At 69.5% G+C, this 16,264-nt stretch carries 12 protein-coding genes; 4 read left to right on the top strand and 8 right to left on the bottom strand.

The window, feature by feature from the left end:
• Positions 1-2: 2 nt before the first annotated feature.
• The 4 genes from xdhC to BSE24067_RS15515 all read right to left on the bottom strand — a co-directional run bounded on the left by xdhC (position 3) and on the right by BSE24067_RS15515 (position 4,363).
• Positions 3-1,007 (bottom strand): xanthine dehydrogenase accessory protein XdhC, encoded by a 1,005-nt coding sequence (xdhC, locus tag BSE24067_RS15530; RefSeq protein WP_151065421.1) that lies wholly within the window; start codon positions 1,005-1,007, stop codon positions 3-5.
• 631 nt (positions 1,008-1,638) lie between these two features.
• Entirely contained in the window at positions 1,639-2,151 is a 513-nt protein-coding gene (locus tag BSE24067_RS15525) for a disulfide bond formation protein B (RefSeq protein WP_151063651.1), read from the bottom strand.
• A 147-nt stretch (positions 2,152-2,298) separates the two neighbouring features.
• Entirely contained in the window at positions 2,299-3,675 is a 1,377-nt protein-coding gene (locus tag BSE24067_RS15520; protein WP_151063652.1) for an amidase, read from the bottom strand.
• 7 nt (positions 3,676-3,682) lie between these two features.
• Positions 3,683-4,363, bottom strand: coding sequence for a GntR family transcriptional regulator (locus BSE24067_RS15515; RefSeq protein WP_151063653.1), 681 nt, complete (start codon positions 4,361-4,363; stop codon positions 3,683-3,685).
• 278 nt (positions 4,364-4,641) lie between these two features.
• On the opposite strand from BSE24067_RS15515, the gene BSE24067_RS15510 reads away from it, so the two are divergent.
• Entirely contained in the window at positions 4,642-5,826 is a 1,185-nt protein-coding gene (locus tag BSE24067_RS15510) for a gamma-glutamyl-gamma-aminobutyrate hydrolase family protein (RefSeq protein ID WP_151063654.1), read from the top strand.
• A 164-nt stretch (positions 5,827-5,990) separates the two neighbouring features.
• Complete coding sequence (locus BSE24067_RS15505; RefSeq protein ID WP_244122201.1) at positions 5,991-6,641, top strand: DUF2968 domain-containing protein; 651 nt, start codon at positions 5,991-5,993, stop codon at positions 6,639-6,641.
• A 78-nt stretch (positions 6,642-6,719) separates the two neighbouring features.
• Here BSE24067_RS15505 and BSE24067_RS15500 read toward each other — a convergent pair whose 3' ends face one another.
• Complete coding sequence (locus tag BSE24067_RS15500; protein WP_244130426.1) at positions 6,720-7,883, bottom strand: hypothetical protein; 1,164 nt, start codon at positions 7,881-7,883, stop codon at positions 6,720-6,722.
• A gap of 140 nt (positions 7,884-8,023) precedes the next feature.
• On the opposite strand from BSE24067_RS15500, the gene tcuC reads away from it, so the two are divergent.
• On the top strand, positions 8,024-9,319 hold the full coding sequence (gene tcuC, locus BSE24067_RS15495) for an MFS transporter (protein ID WP_151063656.1): 1,296 nt from the start codon (positions 8,024-8,026) through the stop codon (positions 9,317-9,319).
• A gap of 75 nt (positions 9,320-9,394) precedes the next feature.
• Here tcuC and BSE24067_RS15490 read toward each other — a convergent pair whose 3' ends face one another.
• Positions 9,395-11,233, bottom strand: coding sequence for a tetratricopeptide repeat protein (locus BSE24067_RS15490; protein ID WP_151063657.1), 1,839 nt, complete (start codon positions 11,231-11,233; stop codon positions 9,395-9,397).
• A gap of 129 nt (positions 11,234-11,362) precedes the next feature.
• Here BSE24067_RS15490 and BSE24067_RS15485 point away from each other — a divergent pair, with 129 nt between their 5' ends.
• The gene (locus BSE24067_RS15485; protein WP_151063658.1) at positions 11,363-13,033 is read left to right on the top strand and encodes an FAD-dependent monooxygenase; all 1,671 of its coding nucleotides are present in this window, start codon (positions 11,363-11,365) and stop codon (positions 13,031-13,033) included.
• 11 nt (positions 13,034-13,044) lie between these two features.
• On the opposite strand, the gene BSE24067_RS15480 is transcribed toward BSE24067_RS15485, so the two are convergent.
• Positions 13,045-13,296 (bottom strand): formate dehydrogenase subunit delta, encoded by a 252-nt coding sequence (locus BSE24067_RS15480; RefSeq protein WP_151063659.1) that lies wholly within the window; start codon positions 13,294-13,296, stop codon positions 13,045-13,047.
• A 7-nt stretch (positions 13,297-13,303) separates the two neighbouring features.
• Positions 13,304-16,255: a formate dehydrogenase subunit alpha gene (gene fdhF, locus BSE24067_RS15475; RefSeq protein ID WP_151063660.1), complete on the bottom strand. Its 2,952-nt coding sequence runs from the start codon at positions 16,253-16,255 to the stop codon at positions 13,304-13,306.
• Between the last annotated feature and the right edge of the window lie 9 nt (positions 16,256-16,264).

The following is a 16,264-nucleotide window of genomic DNA, read 5'->3' as shown; positions in this document are numbered from 1 at the left end:
GGTCAGAAAGGTGAGGAAGCCTGCGCGGATGCGTTCGCCTCGACGGCCTGCAGCAACTGCGCGGCCACCGAGATCGCAATCACTTCGGGCGCCTTGTCGACGATGCCGTCGACGCCGATCGGGCAGTGCATCCGCGCGACCTGCGCCGGGTCGATGCCGATTGCTGCCAGCCGGTGATCGAACTGCACGCGCTTCGTGCGCGAGCCGGTCATCCCGAAGTACGCATAGTCGCCGCGCCGCAGGATGCGCTCGGCCAGCATGAAATCGAGTGCGTGGTCGTGCGTCATCACGACGAAGTATGCGTGCGGCGGCGCCGCGTCGACGGCATCGGCCGGGCTGGCGAGCGCGTCGATCGCGAGATTGCCGATTCCGGCGAGCGCGTCGGCCGGCGGGAGCGCCGCATCGGGCCGGTCGATCCAGCGCACGTGGCAGGGCAGCGTCCCGAGCACCTTCACGAGCGCGGTGCCGATGTGCCCGGCGCCGAACAGCACGACGGGGAACGCATACGGCGCGATCGTCTCGGTCATCAGCGACACGCCGCCCGTTTCCCACAGCAGGCAATCGGCGCGTGCGGCTGGCGATTCCGGCTCGCTCAGCAGCGGCGCACCCGGCGAGGGGCCGAATGATACGCTACGCACGGTCGCGGCGCCGGCCGCGACGCGCTTCGCGAGCGACATGATCCAGCCGAGGTCGCCGACGTCGAGCCGCTCGAACGCGAGCACCACGGCGCCGCCGCAGCATTGGCCGAGGCTCGGGCCGAGCGCGAGCCGTTCGAGCCGGCGTGCGTGCGGCACGTGCGCGCCGTCCTTCAGCAGATGCCGTGCGATCTCGATCGCCTTCCATTCCAGATGACCGCCGCCGATCGTGTGGCGGGCCGTGTCGCGCGTGACGAGCATTTTGGTGCCGGCCTCGCGCGGCGCGGAGCCGTCGGTATGTGCGACCGTCACGAGCACGGCCGCTTCGCCGTGCGCGAGCAGTTGCTGCAGATCGCCGAGCCACGCTTCCATCAGCACGCTCCGTTCGGGACGACGCGGCACGGCGCGCGGCGCGGGCTGGCGGGCGCGGCGGCGGCGACGGCGACGGCAGGCGGGAGCGGGGCGGTCCGGCTGCACGACGGAGCCGGTGCGGCGGCCGCGCGCCGAACGCGCGTGCGGACGACGCCGCGGGACGCGCGGACGCCATGAGGGTGACGGATGCGGATGGTTTGCGTTGTCATGATGAATCCAGTCGACATTGCGGATCGGGCGCGCGTTACGCAGGAGGAGAGACCGCCCGGCCTCGCGCACGTAGATCGCCATCCAGTCGCGAAGATAGCACCGTCGGGCGGCGCGAACATGGCCGGGCGGTGATCCGGGCTATCAGGCGGCGATCATGTCGATCATAGGCCCGCTGCACGGGATCGTGGCGGCGATGCGCGGGCATCGGGCCGAAACGCCCGTGCGGCGCGGCATGCGCGTGGAGGGCATGCGACGCGCGTATGCCCGGCAAGCCGGGCGGCGGCGACGGTAGGTGTTTACGCGCGGCCGGCAAAAGGCGGCCGCGGGCGCGTTCCAGGGGTTTTCCGGCCGAGCCGGCACGGGCTGCGGCTGCACGGCGACGGCGCGGCGGCCGGACCGCTGGACCGTCACGCGCGACTGTTCAGCCTGCGAGCTTGCGGCGATGACGCCAGACGCTCGACGCGACGGCCACGAGGATCACGGCGAACGCGATCAGCGCCCAGCCGGGCAGCAGGATCCCGAAGATCGGCGGGTAGACCGTCTCGCACAGGCCGGCGACCTTGAACATGCCGGGGAACCATTGCGCGGGCGGCAGGCTGTCGATGATGGGCTGCAGCGTGTCAAAGCCGCAGCTGAAGCCCGGATTCATCTGGATCGACAGATGGCGCGCGGCGGTGCCGACGCCGCCGGCCGCCGCGATCGCGATCAGCAGTTCGAGCACCCAGATGCCGCGCCAGTTGCGCATCCCGGCCGCCAGGAACGCGAAGATGCCGATCGCCGCGAAGAAGTAGCGCTGGATGATGCACAGCGGGCACGGATCCTCGTTCTTCACGTACTGGAGATAGAGCGCGCCCGCCAGCAGGGCGATGCACACCCAGCCGAGCAGCATCAGCAGGCGGCGTTCACGGCGGAGTGCGAGCGTGGAGTCGTTCATGTCGGCGGGATTCCTGTCGTTGGTCGGTCCGATAAACAATCGCGCGATTTTAGCGCGAACGATCTGGCACGAAACTGACTGCCCGGGTGCGGCAACCCGCCGCACGCCGCTCCGCGCGTCCCTTCGCCGCCGTCACTGCGCGCGCGATCACCGGATCGTATTCAGCACCGCCTCGACCGCCTGGCCGATCGCGAGCAGCGCGTCGTCGCGATGCGGCGCGGCCGCGAGCATCAGGCCGACGGGTGCCGCGTCGCGCGGATGGCACGGCAGCGACAGCGCGCACGCGTCGAGGAAGTTGAACGCGCTCGGATTGCGCAGGATCAGCGCATTGGCGCGCGTGAATGCGGCGTCGTCGGCTTCGAGTTCGGCGATGCGCGGCGGCACGACCGGCACCGTCGGTGCGACGAGTGCGTCGAAGCGCGCCCAGACCGTGTGCGCCGCTTCGTCCAGCATCGCGTGGCGGGCGGCGAGCAGGTCCAGATAGTCGGCGGCGCTCGCCGGTTCGCCCTTCAGGATGCGCGACAGCACGCGCGGATCGTAGCGATCGCGGTGCTGCGCGAGCAGCGGGCGATGCCACGCATACGCCTCGATCGGCGAGAAGCCGAAGCGGTTGATGTCCGGCAACCGGTCGAGCGCCGAAAAGCGCACTTCCGTGACGATCGCGCCGGCTGCTTCGAGATGCTTCAGCGACGCGTCGAGCGCGGCGGCGACGTCCGCGTCGACACCGTCCGTCACGTAGTTGGTGAGCACGCCGAGCCGCACGCCCTCGAGCGGCCGCGCGGCCGGCACGTGCGGCTCGAGGCCCGCGAGCATCCGGTCGACGAGCGCGCAGCACGCGACCGTCAGGCCGATCGGGCCGAACGAGTCGAGCGTCGTCGACAGCGGCACGCCGCCTTGCGTCGGAATCCGGCTCGCGGTCGGCTTGAAGCCGGTCAGCCCGCACAACGCGGCCGGAATGCGGATCGAGCCGCCGGTGTCGGTGCCGAGCGCGACGGCCGCCATCCCGTCGGCGACGGACGCGGCAGCGCCGGACGACGAGCCGCCGGCAATCCGCGCATCGCCCGGCACGTCGCGGCGGTACGGCGAGCGCGGCGTGCCGAAATGCGGATTCAGGCCGAGCCCCGAGAACGCGAATTCACTCATGTTCGTGCGGCCCACCAGCACCGCGCCCGCCCGCTTCAGGCGAGCGACGGCGACCGCGTCGGCCTGCGCCGGCGGCGCGCCGTCGAGCACGCGCGAACCGGCGCGCGTCACCTGGCCCGCGACGTCGAACAGGTCCTTCACCGACACGGGGATACCCGCGAGCGGCGACAGCACGGTGCCCGCGGCACGCAGGCGATCGTGCGCGTCGGCGGCCGCGCGCGCATTGTCGGCGTCGACTTCGGTGAAGACGATCGCGCCCTGGCCCGACGGATCGGCGATCCGCTCGAGCGCGACGTCGACGAGCGCGCGGCTCGTGGTCCGGCCGGCGGCGAGGTCGGCGGCGAGCTGGGCGAGCGGGGGGAAGGGCGTGAAGGTGGTCATGGGCGGGTCAAGGGCGAAGATGTTGGACAAGGGTGGCGCGAAACGAATCGATATGGCGTTCGACGGCCGCGCGCGCGCCCGCGGCGTCGCGCGCGGACAGCCGCTCGAACAGTTCGCGGTGTTCACGCTGGACGTCGGACAGGTGGTGCGGCTCGGACAGCGTGACGAACCAGAAGCGCAGCGAGCGCTCATGCAGCGCGCGCAGGATTTCCGCGAGCACCGGGTTGCGCGCGGCCGCGGCGATTGCCTGATGAAACGCGCGGTCGAGTTCCATCATTCCTTCGACGTCGTGCGTGCCGGCGCAGACCTGCCCATCGTCGAGCAGCGCGGCGAGGCGCGCGAGATCGTCGGGCGTCGCATGGCGCGCGGCCAGTTCGACGCAATGGGCTTCGTTGATGCGCCGCACGTCGATCACGGCGACGATGTCGTCGAGCGACAGCGGCTGCACCATCAGCCCCTTGCGCGGCATCACGGACAACAGTCCTTCGAGCACCAGCCGGTGCACGGCCTGATGGACCGGCGTGCGGCCGATGCCGGTGCGCGCGACGAGATCGGCTTCGTTCAGCGCGGCGCCCGGCTTCAGGCGCATCGTGACGATGTCGCGCTGGATCAGCGCGTATGCACGGTCCGCGAGGCTGCGCGCCGACGCGGCGGCGCGGCCGGGAAGGTCGTCGGTCGGGGCGTTCATGCGGGCGGCGGCGCGGTGGCCGGGCAGGGCGCGATCATGGCGCGGGCGAGCGGATAGCGTGGAGGATCCGTGAATATTATTGTGATATATCACTGATGTCCAGTGCACCGGCGACAAGTTCGATCCGGGAGCGCGCGACGGTGGCACCGCGGACGCCACATGCGACGACTTGCAACAATTATCGACAGGATGTTGCCGGTTTACCGCGCGATCGTGCGCTGACGCATAATGAATCTTCGTCAATCCAATACGCGCGAGCGACGTATCAGACCATCGTCATGAGCGAAACCACGCCTTCCCCGGCCGGTCTGCCCGGCACCTCCTCCGCTTCTTCCGATTCCCCCCGTCCCGATCCGGCGAAAACGCCCGACTCGCCGGCTGCGCAGGCCGCCGCGCACGACGTTGCCGACGATGGCGCATCGCCCGTCACGGCGGCATCCGAGCCGGGCGCTGCCGGTACGACAGGCGCTGCCGCGGAAGCCGGTGCGGCCGCGCCGAAGCCCGGCGCGGCGCCGCCCGGTTTCGGCGCGCAGCCCGATTTCGACACGCCGCGGCCGCCGCCCGCGAACGCGCCGACTGCGCCGCCCGCCTATCTGAAACAGAGCGACACGCCGTGGTCGGTATTCGGCCGGATCGTCGCCGCGCGTGCGCGCCGGTTGTTCGACCGCGCCGGCCAGCGAATCACGCAGCGCACGCTGCGCATCGGCGTGTCGGCGCGGATCTTCCATCCCGAACCCGGTGCGAAGGGGCTGCGCGGCAAGACGCTGCAGTACCTGGAAGAGTCGATCGCTCACTGGGTCATGTCGCGCGACGTGCTCGTGTTCATGATCCCGACCGTCGGCCACCAGGGCATGCTGCATCCGAGCAACATCCGCCTGCGCGACTACGCAAAGCATCTCGACGGCCTGCTGCTGCAAGGCGGCGCCGACGTGTCGCCGCAAACCTACGCGGCGTCGGATGCGCGGCCCGAATGGCCGGGCGACCGCGTGCGCGACATGTACGAGCTCGAGCTGTTTCACGAATTCGTCGAGTCGGGCAAGCCGGTGCTCGGCGTGTGCCGCGGCTGCCAGTTGATCAACGTCGCGTTCGGCGGGTCGCTGTACCAGGACATCGCGACCGACGTGCCGACCGCGAACGCGCACGTGAGCGAGCATTACGACCAGCATCGCCACGCGATCCGCTTTCCCGATACGTCGACACTCGCGAGCATGTTCCCCGGCCGCAGCGAAGCGATCGTCAACTCGATCCACCATCAGGCGATCCGCGACCTCGGCCGTGATCTGAACATCGAGGCCGTGTCGGCCGGCGACGGGATCATCGAAGGGATTCGCTACCGGCGCGCGCCGTTCGTCGTCGGCGTGCAGTGGCATCCGGAGTTTCACCGCGCGGGCGGCGCCGAGCTGCTCGACTGCACGCCGCTGCTCGATGCATTCCTGCGCGCGGCGCGCGAGACGCGTCTGTAGCCGGCATTCGTGTCACATCGTAGCAGGGCGGCCGCATCCCGTTAAATTCGAGATGCGGCCGTTTCGTTTTGAACGATAATCGCGAGTTCCGATTCGTTCGCCGGAGTCTGACGTTGGTCTTCCGAAACTTTTCCCCTGCACGATGCGCAACGTGGATCGTTGCGATGGCCGCCTGCGCGCACGCAGGCGCGACGTGGTCCGCCGACGCGACCGCGCCGGTCGCGGGCACCCGCCCTGCGGTCACGAGCCTGAGCGGCGATGGAGCGCCGGCATCGGCGTCGGCCGCGAGCGCGACGGATGCCGTTGCGCAAGGCAACGTCGCCGAACTGTCGCAGATGCTGCACGACGGGCGAATCGTCGAGATGCGCACGACCTACAACGGCAGCTACGGCGCGAGCCTGATGTTCGATCCGCGCGAGATGACGTACTACGTCGCGCTGTTCCAGGACAAGCATCTGTGGCGCGTGATCAAGTCGCAGGAGAAGACCCGCGCGGAGATGATCTACGCGAACTTCGTCCAGCAGACGGTCCAGTTGGCGGACGTCGAGATCCGCCGTACCGAACTGCAGGCGCAGAAGACGTTTCTCGAGCGCGTGATCGCGCTGCAGGCGAATCGCGCGCAGCAGTTGCAGGCCGATCTCAGCGTCGCGCGCAGCCAGCAGGTCGAGGTCGCGCAGCGGCAGAAGTCGGCGCAGGAGCAGACGCAGGCGCTGCAGGTGGAGAAGCGGGCGGCGCAGATGCAACTGCGCGATCTGCAGGAGCAGGTGCGGCAGCTCGAGCGGCAGGCCGAAACGGGATTGCCCGCGCACAAGTAACGACCGGCCGTCCGACGGATCGACGGACGAACGAAACCCGGCGAAGCAGGCTTCGCCGGGTTTTTTGTTGCGCGTACGTCAGCGGGCGGGCGTGCCGCGGGTGTCGCTCAGGCGACGATGCGACAGTTGCGCGGTCCAGTCGAAGTCTGCTGCGGGCGAATGGGCTGGCTGCGCGGGGCGAGCGGCGTCCAGCGCGTGCGCCATCGCGATCAGCGTGAGCGGATCGTCGAGCGACTGCGGCGGCGCGTGCGGCCGCGATGGCGGCGCGAGGTGATCGCGCGATGGCGCACGGGATGCGTACTGTGTGGTAGATGGTTCCGCGGCGCGCCGTAGGGTCATGCGCTGGCCGGCGCGCAGGTGCGGCGACGACGGCTGCGACAGCGGCGACAGCTGCGGCGGCGATGCAGCCGCGACGCGCCGTACTTCCGATCGCGCGTCGGCACGACGAGGTGCCGTCTTCGGCAGCGCGCCGCTTGCGCGCGGCGCGGGCCCGGACGATTCCGCGACGGGGCGCGCCGCGGTTTGCTGCGTTGGTGCACTCGCCGGCTTCGTACGCGGGACGGTGGCGGCGCGCATCGTTTCCGCGGATTGCGCGATGTGCTCCGGCACGGTGGCGGCGGCCTGCATGGCGGGCGCGGGGGCGAAAGCCGGGAATGGTTCGTGCGCGGCAACCAGCCATCCGATGATGCCGAGCGCGCCGACGCTCCAGCACGCGACACGCAGGGCACGCCGGTCTTGTGCGCGGCCGCCCGCCCGCTGGATGTTCCGACGCGTCGCCCCGGGTGCGATGGCCGGCACGCCGCCCGACGGCGACGTCGCGGGCAACGGTTGCCAGCGACACGCCCGATGCGGCGCATCGATGTCGATGCACGAGGTCGTCAGCGTCGCGAGACAGCCGTTGCCGGATCGCGCGCCGGACAACCCGCGGAACGTCCACTCGCGGCCGAACGGCGGCACGCCGTCGAGCGGGGTGGCGCGAGGGCGGGCAAGCGTGCCTTCGACGGGAACAAGCGGCAATGAATTCATGACGGCGGTAGCCGAGCGACGCGGGCCATCGTGCGGGCCGCAGCGCGGTGGCGTTGCAAATCGTGACATTGTGGTTACGCGATCGCGATCGGTCGATCGGATTGATCTGATTTTGATGTGCCGTTCGAAACGATTCGTACGAGTGGCATGCCGCGACGCCGACGCAGCCGCGGCACGACGCGCTCCAAGGCAATCGTCGGCTTCGCGTGGCATCATTTGCCGATCATGCCGGTGTGCGCATCGCGGCGCGACGCGCTGCCGGCTCACGGCGATGTCCGTGTGCGCCGCCCCGGCGCGGCACGCATCGCCGGATTCACACGGCGCGGCGTTCGCGCCATCCAAGTCGAGAGAATGACATGTCCACAGCAACGCAAGCCGTCGTACAGGAATCGAAAGTCCGCACCGTGTTCCGAGTCGTCAGCGGCAACTTTCTCGAAATGTACGACTTCATGGTCTACGGGTATTACGCGTCGGCCATCGCGAAAACCTATTTTCCGAGCGGCAACGCGTTCGCGTCGTTGATGCTGTCGCTGTCGGTGTTCGGCGCAGGCTTCCTGATGCGGCCGGTCGGCGCGATCGTGCTCGGCGCGTACATCGACCATCACGGCCGCCGCAAGGGGCTGATCCTGACGCTGGGGCTGATGGCGCTCGGCACGCTCGCGGTGGCCGCGATTCCGGGCTACGCGACGATCGGCGTGCTCGCGCCGGTGCTCGTGCTGCTCGGCCGGCTGCTGCAGGGCTTTTCCGCGGGCGTCGAGCTCGGCGGCGTGTCGGTCTATCTGTCCGAGATCGCGACGAAGGGCCACAAGGGCTTCTACACATCGTGGCAATCGGGCAGCCAGCAGGTGGCTGTCGTGTTCGCCGCGTTCGTCGGCGTGCTGCTGAACCGCGCGCTGCCGGCCGACGAGATGACCGCATGGGGCTGGCGCATTCCGTTCCTGATCGGCTGCCTGATCGTGCCGTTCCTGTTCCTGATCCGCCGGTCGCTGAAGGAAACCGACGAATTCCTCGCCAAGCGTCACCGTCCGACGATGGGCGAGATCATGCGTTCGATGCTCGCGAACTGGGGCGTCGTGATCGCAGGGATGGGGATGGTGATCATGACGACGGTGTCGTTCTACATGATCACCGCGTACACGCCGACGTTCGGCAAGGAAGTGCTGCACCTGTCGTCGCTCGATGCGCTGATCGTGACGGTCTGCGTCGGCCTGTCCAACCTCGTCTGGCTGCCGTTGTCCGGCGCGCTGTCGGACCGCGTCGGCCGCCGCCCGGTGCTGATCGCATTCACGGTGCTCACGCTGTTGTCGGCCTATCCGGCCGTGCTGTGGCTCGTCGCGCAGCCGTCGTTCCTGCGGCTGCTCGCGGTGGAACTGTGGCTGTCGTTCCTGTACGGGTCGTACAACGGCGCGATGGTCGTCGCGCTGACCGAAGTGATGCCGGCCGACGTGCGTACCGCCGGCTTCTCGCTCGCGTACAGCCTCGCGACGACGATCGGCGGATTCACGCCCGCGATCTCGACGCTGCTGATCCACCAGACCGGCAACAAGGCGGCACCGGGCCTGTGGCTCAGCGTCGCGGCGCTCTGCGGGCTGATCGCCACGCTCGTGCTGTATCGGACGCCCGGCGCGCGCAACCAGTACAAGTCGGCGTGATGCACGCTGTGTTGGATCGCATCGGATGAAGAAAGGGAGCGCGACGCGCTCCCTTTGTCGTTGGCGTTCAGGCGTTCAGGCGTCGCGCAGCGCGGCGGCCACCTTCGCCGTCACGTCGAGCCATTGCCCCGGCGCGCGCTGGCGGACGAGCGTCGCGTGCGGATACCACGGGCAGTCGTCGCCGGTGAACCAACGCCAGTCCGGCGCGAACGGCAGCATGATCCACAGCGGCTTGCCGAGCGCGCCCGCGAGGTGCGCGACCGCCGTATCGATCGTGACGACGCCGTCGAGCCGCTCGATCAGCGCAGCCGTATCGGCGAAGTCGTTCAGCCGGCCGTCGAGGCGATGCACGCGCGGGTGCGCGTCGACGCGTGCGCGTTCGTCGTCGTCGAGCGCCGGCTGCAGCACGATCCAGTCGATGTCCGGCAGTTCGAGCAGCGGCGCGAGCGCGTCGAACGGCATCGAGCGGTTCTCCTGCGCCTGCCGGCGCCCCGACCACGCGAGCCCGAACTTGCGTTTCGACTGGCCGCCGAGCGAGCCGCGAAAGCGCCGGCGTGCGCTGTCCGGCGCATCGAGATAGCGCGTGCGCGCGACGATGTCGTCCGGCTGCAGGCCGAGCAGGAACGGCAGACTCATCAGCGTGCACGCGACGTCCGCCACGGGCGGCTTCGCGGCGCCCTGCGCGACGAGCGTCACGCGCCAGCGCGTCGCCACCGGCGCGAGCAGCGCGACGAGTTCCGGCTGCACCTCGAGCACGACACGCGCGCAACGCGCGCGCGCCAACGGCACGAAGCGGACGAACTGCAGCGTGTCGCCGAAACCTTGTTCCGCGCGGATCAGCAACGTGCGCGCCACAATCGGCTCGCCTTGCCAGCGCGGCAACGTGCCGAGCGGCGTCGCGCCCGGCGTGTCGTGGCGCGCTTCATAGGCAGGCAGGCCGCGCGTGAAGTCGCGCAGCGTAAGCAGCGTGACGGCGCGGTGCAGTTGCGCGAGCTTCAGGTCGGGCGCGACGCGCAGCGCCTGGTCGAACGCGCGCAGCGCCATCTCGTGCGCGCCGAGCGCGTGGTGCGCGTTGCCGAGGTTCAGCCACGCGAGGCCGAACGACGGATCCAGGCCGACCGCCCGTTCGTAATAGGGCAGCGCTTCGCGGTGCCGTGCCTGCGCGCACAGCGCGTTCGCGAGCCCGAACAGCGCGAGCGGAAACGGCGGGTGCAGCGCGAGCGCGGCTTCGAACGCGGCGGCGGCCTCCGCATGACGGCCGACCGCCTCCAGCGTATTGCCGAGATTGAAATGCGCGGCGACGAAGCGCGGCTGCGCGGCGATCGCGGCCTGGAAGTGCGCGATCGCGTCGTCCGTGCGACCCATCGCGTTCAGCGCCATCGCGAGATTGTTGTGCGCGCCGGCATGGCCGGGCCGCAGCTCGAGTGCGCGGCGGAATGCGGCGAGTGCGTCGTCGTGGCGGCCGAGCGCATTCAGCGCGTTGCCGAGATTGTTGTGGATCGAAGCGTCGTCGGGCGTGAGCCGCAGCGCGCGGGCAAATGCATCGACCGCATCCTCGTGACGCTGCAGCGCCGCATACGCGTTGCCGAGGTTGTAGTGCGCGAGCGGAAATTCGGGCGCGAGCGTCAGCGCGTTGCGAAAGCGCTCGATCGCATCGTCGAGCCGGCCGAGCGCCTTCAGCGCGTTGCCGAGATTGAGCTGGAGCGCGGCATCGCGCGGGCGCAGTTCGACCGCGCGCCCGACGAGATCGGCCGCCTCGGCATGCTGGCCCTGCTGATGCCGCAGCACGCCGAACAGATGCAGCGCGTCGGCGTCGGCGGGATTGGTGGCGAGCGCGGCGCGATAGCCGTGCTCGGCCTCGGCGAGGCGGCCCGCGCGATGCGCGGCATACGCTCGGTCGAATGCGGAATCCATGACGCGAAAACTGACGGAAAGCGCGTATTTTCCCACACTGCGCGCTCAGGCCCGGATCGGCCGTTCGGCATATGGCCCCGTCACGTGGAGCGGCGTAGACTGGCGGAATCGCGTGTCATCGAGGTTCTCATGGCTGACACATTGCTCGACATCCCGCCCGTGCTGATCGTCGGCGCAGGCCCGACCGGCCTTGCTGCCGCGATGAGTCTCGCGCGGGCCCGCGTGCCGGTGCGCATCGTCGACCGGCTCGCCACGCCGGCGCCGTATTCGCGTGCGATCGGCATCCAGGCGCGCACGCTCGAACTGCTCGAGCAGCATCGCGCGGTCGAACCGTTCCTCGCGCTCGGCCATCGTGTGCATGCGGCGGCGCTGCATGCCGACGGCCGCGTGATCGCGCAACTCGATTTCGATCCGCTGCAAACGCGTTATCCGTACCTGCTGCTACTCGACCAGAGCGTCACCGAGCGATTGCTGACCGAACATCTGGCCGGGTTCGGCGTGACGATCGAACGCGGCGTCACGCTGGTCGCGTGCGACGCCGGCGGCCCGTCGCTCGACGTGACGCTGCGCGGCGCCGACGGCCGCGACGAACGCTGCGCGCCGTCGTACCTGATCGCCGCCGACGGCGCGCACAGTACGGTGCGGCATCTGCTCGGCGTCGGCTTCGCGGGCCGCGCGTTCGAACAAACTTTCCTGCTCGCCGACTTCGCGGCGATACCCGGCTGGCCCGACGAGGAAATCCATCTGTTCACGACGCCCGACGGCATCGCCGGCCTGTTCCCGATGGGAAGCGGCCGCTACCGGCTCGTCGCCGACCGTCCCCCCGGCGGCGGCCCGTCGCCGGACGCGCCGCCGCCGTCGCTGGACGAGTGCGATGCAATCGTGCGCGCCCGCATGGGCGCATCGATTGCGCCGAGCGATCTCGCATGGTCGTCGTATTTCCGTGTGAACAGCCGGATGGTCGACCGGCTGCGCTACGGCCGCGTGTTTTTCGCCGGCGACGCCGCGCACATCCACAGCCCGGCCGGTGCACAGGGCATGAACACCGGGATCCAGGAAGCGTTCAATCTCGGCTGGAAGCTCGCGCGCGTGCTCGGGGCGGGTACGTCCGAGCGGCTGCTCGACACGTATCACGCCGAGCGCCACCCGATCGAGCGCGACGTGTTGCGGCAGACGAGTGTCGTCACGCAGATCGTCGAAGCCGACCACGGCGCGGTCAAGCTGCTGCGCGATCATGTGGTGCCGCTGCTGTCGTCGCTGGGCCCGGTGCGCGACGCGGTGCGGCGCACGTTCAGCGAGCTCGGCGTGCAGTACCGGAAGAGTCCACTCACGCTCGAGCGCGTGCTCGACGGCGGGCCGCGCGCGGGCGAGCGTGCGCCCGACGCGCTGGTGCACGTGGTCGACGGGCCGCTCGGTCCGGCGCCGGGAACGGCGCGGCTATACGACCTGCACGATCCGGCGAGCTTCACGCTGCTGCTGCTCGAAGAGCCGGCGAGCGCCGATGGCGAAGACGCGGCCGACGTGCCGCCGATCTACGTGCCGCCGATGTCCGCGGATGCGCAGGCGCTCGTGCAAGGGGTGGAGCGGATCATGCCGGGCGCCGTGCGGACATGGCGCGTGTCCGATGCCGAAGGTAACGGCGCGGAGGGGCTCGCGCAGGCATATGGCCGCTCGAGGCCATCGTTCTACCTGCTGCGGCCGGATGGCTACATCGCCGCGCGCGGCCGTACCGCCACCGACGCGAACGCGCTGCTGCGACATTGCGAAAGCTGGTTCGCGGGCATGCCGCTGCCCGCGTAGCGGGGCGGTGTTCAGGCCGGAGCCGCGGCCGGCACGAGCGACGCGCGGTGCGCGGCGATCGCGTGTCGCACGATCGGCGTCGCGCGTTGCCCGGCTTCGCTCGAAGGGTCGTCGAGTGCGGCAAGAAGCGCGCGCCGCATCCGCGGCTCCCAGAAGCGCCGGATATGATCGGCGATCCCGGTCAGCGCTTCTTCGCGATCGGGCATCGATTCGAAGAAAGCGCCGATCTGGTTGGCCATGTCGATCAGGTGTGCGTTGTCCATTGCGTCCTCACTTGCCCGACGTCACGGCGGCAGGCGCGGCGGCGCGGCGCTCGAGCAGGTCGAGTTGCTCCGAGTTGAAGCGCGCATACGCGCGCTGCCAGTCGGACGGCTGCGCGACCGGCAGCACCTGCACGGCCGTGACCTTGTACTCGGGGCAGTTGGTCGCCCAGTCGGAGCTCTCCGTCGTGATCACGTTCGCGCCCGATTCGGGGAAGTGGAACGTCGTGTACACGACACCCGGCTGCATGCGGTCGGATACGAGCGCGCGCAGCACCGTCTGGCCCGCCCGCGACTCGATCCCGACCCAGTCGCCGGTGCGGATCCCGCGATCCTCCGCGTCGTGCGGATGGATCTCGAGGCGGTCCTCTTCGTGCCACCGCACGTTCTCGGTCCGGCGCGTCTGCGCACCGACGTTGTATTGCGACAGGATGCGGCCCGTGGTCAGGATCAGCGGATAGCGCTGCGTGACCTTTTCCTGCGTCGGGATGAACTGCGTGATCACGAACCTGCCCTTGCCGCGCACGAATTCGTCGATGTGCATCGTCGGCGTGCCGTCCGGCGCGTGTTCGTTGCACGGCCACTGGATGCTGCCGAGCGCGTCGAGCTTCTCGTACGACACGCCTGCGAAGGTCGGCGTGAGCCGAGCGATCTCGTCCATGATTTCCGACGGATGCGAGTAGTGCATGTCGTAGCCGAGCGCCTGCGACAGCAGCAGCGTCACTTCCCAGTCCGCGTAGCCGGCGAGCGGCGGCATCACCTTGCGCACGCGCGAGATCCGGCGCTCCGCGTTCGTGAACGTGCCGTCCTTCTCGAGGAACGTCGAGCCCGGCAGCAGCACGTGCGCGTATTTGGCCGTCTCGTTCAGGAAGATGTCCTGCACGACGATGCATTCCATCGCCGACAGCGCGGCCGCGACGTGCTGCGTGTTCGGATCCGACTGGACGATGTCCTCGCCCTGGCAGTAGAGCCCCTTGAAGCTGCCGTCGAGCGCCGCGTCGAACATGTTCGGGATGCGCAGCCCCGGTTCCGGTTGCAGCGTGGCCGACCACGCTCGTTCGAACTGTGCGCGCACGGTTGCGTCGCCGATGTGCCGGTAGCCGGGCAGTTCGTGCGGGAACGAGCCCATGTCGCACGAGCCTTGCACGTTGTTCTGGCCGCGCAGCGGATTGACGCCGACGCCTTCGCGGCCGATGTTGCCCGTAGCCATCGCGAGGTTCGCGATGCCCATCACCGTCGTCGAGCCCTGCGCGTGCTCGGTCACGCCGAGGCCGTAGTAGATCGCGGCGTTGCCGCCCGTCGCATACAGGCGCGCGGCTTCGCGCACCCGCTCGGCCGGCACGCCCGTCACGTCCGCGGTCGCTTCCGGCGAGTTCTCGGCACGCGACACGAATTCGCGCCATTGCTCGAACGCACGCGCGTCGCAGCGCTCGGCGACGAACGCATCGGCGACGAGCCCTTCGGTGACGATCACGTGCGCGAGCGCATTGACCATCGCGACGTTGGTGCCGGGACGCAGTTGCAGGTGATGGGTGGCCTTCACGTGCGGACCGTCGACGATGTCGATACGGCGCGGGTCGATCACGATCAGCTTCGCGCCTTCGCGGATGCGCCGCTTCAGGCGCGAGCCGAACACCGGGTGCCCGTCGGTCGGGTTCGCGCCCATCACGACGATCACGTCGGCCTCGCCGACCGATGCGAAGGTCTGCGTGCCGGCCGATTCGCCGAGCGTCGTCTTCAGCCCATAGCCGGTCGGGGAATGGCACACGCGCGCGCAGGTGTCGACGTTGTTGTTGCCGAATGCGGCGCGCACGAGCTTCTGCACGAGGTAGGTTTCCTCGTTCGTGCAGCGCGACGACGTGATGCCGCCGATCGAATCGCGGCCGTACTTCTGCTGCAATTTGCGGAATTGCGTCGCTGCGTAGGTGAGCGCCTCTTCCCAACTGACTTCGCGCCACGGGTCGGTGATCTTTTCGCGGATCATCGGCTTCGTGATGCGGTCCTTGTGCGTTGCATAGCCCCACGCGAAGCGTCCCTTCACGCATGCGTGGCCTTCGTTCGCGAGGCCGTTCTTGTGCGGCGTCATCCGCACGACCTGCGTGCCCTTCATCTCGGCCTTGAACGAGCAGCCGACACCGCAGTACGCGCAGGTCGTGACGACCGAGTGTTCGGCCTGGCCGAGCTGGACGACGGTCTTTTCCTGCAGCGTCGCGGTCGGGCACGCGGCGACGCAGGCGCCGCACGACACGCATTCCGATGCCATGAACGATTCGCTTTCGCCGGCGGCGACGCGCGATTCGAAACCGCGCGCGGCGATCGTCAGCGCGAACGTGCCCTGCGTTTCCTCGCACGCGCGCACGCAGCGGTTGCAGACGATGCACTTCGACGGATCGTACGTGAAGTACGGGTTCGACTCGTCCTTCGCGTCCTTCAGGTGGTTTGCGCAGTCGTTGCCGTAGCGCACTTCGCGCAGCCCGACGACCCCCGCCATGTCCTGCAGCTCGCAGTCGCCGTTGGCCGGGCAGGTGAGGCAGTCGAGCGGGTGATCGGAGATGTACAGCTCCATCACGTTGCGCCGCAGCGACTGCAGCCGGTCCGATTGCGTGCGCACCTTCATCCCGGCTTCGGCGGGCGTCGTGCACGATGCCGGATAGCCGCGCCGGCCCTCGATTTCGACGAGGCACAGGCGGCACGAACCGAACGGTTCGAGCGAATCGGTCGCGCACAGCTTCGGCACGTTGATGCCGGCTTCGATCGCCGCGCGCATCACCGACGTGCCGGCCGGCACCGTCACCGGCTGGCCGTCGATTTCGAGCGTGACGTCGATATCGGCATGCCGCTGGGGCGTGCCGTAATCGGTATCGTCGAACGGATCGCGCATGCGCGCCTGGGCGGCGCTCTTGCACGCGCATTGGCCCGAGCCGCAGCCGCCTTGGCGGACGTTGTTCGTGTCGAGGGACATGCAGGGCTC

The organism is Burkholderia latens, assembly GCF_902499045.1.
GTDB lineage: Bacteria > Pseudomonadota > Gammaproteobacteria > Burkholderiales > Burkholderiaceae > Burkholderia > Burkholderia latens.
The sequence above is the reverse complement of the archived record's forward strand: the minus strand, read 5'-3'. Positions and strand labels throughout refer to the sequence as shown.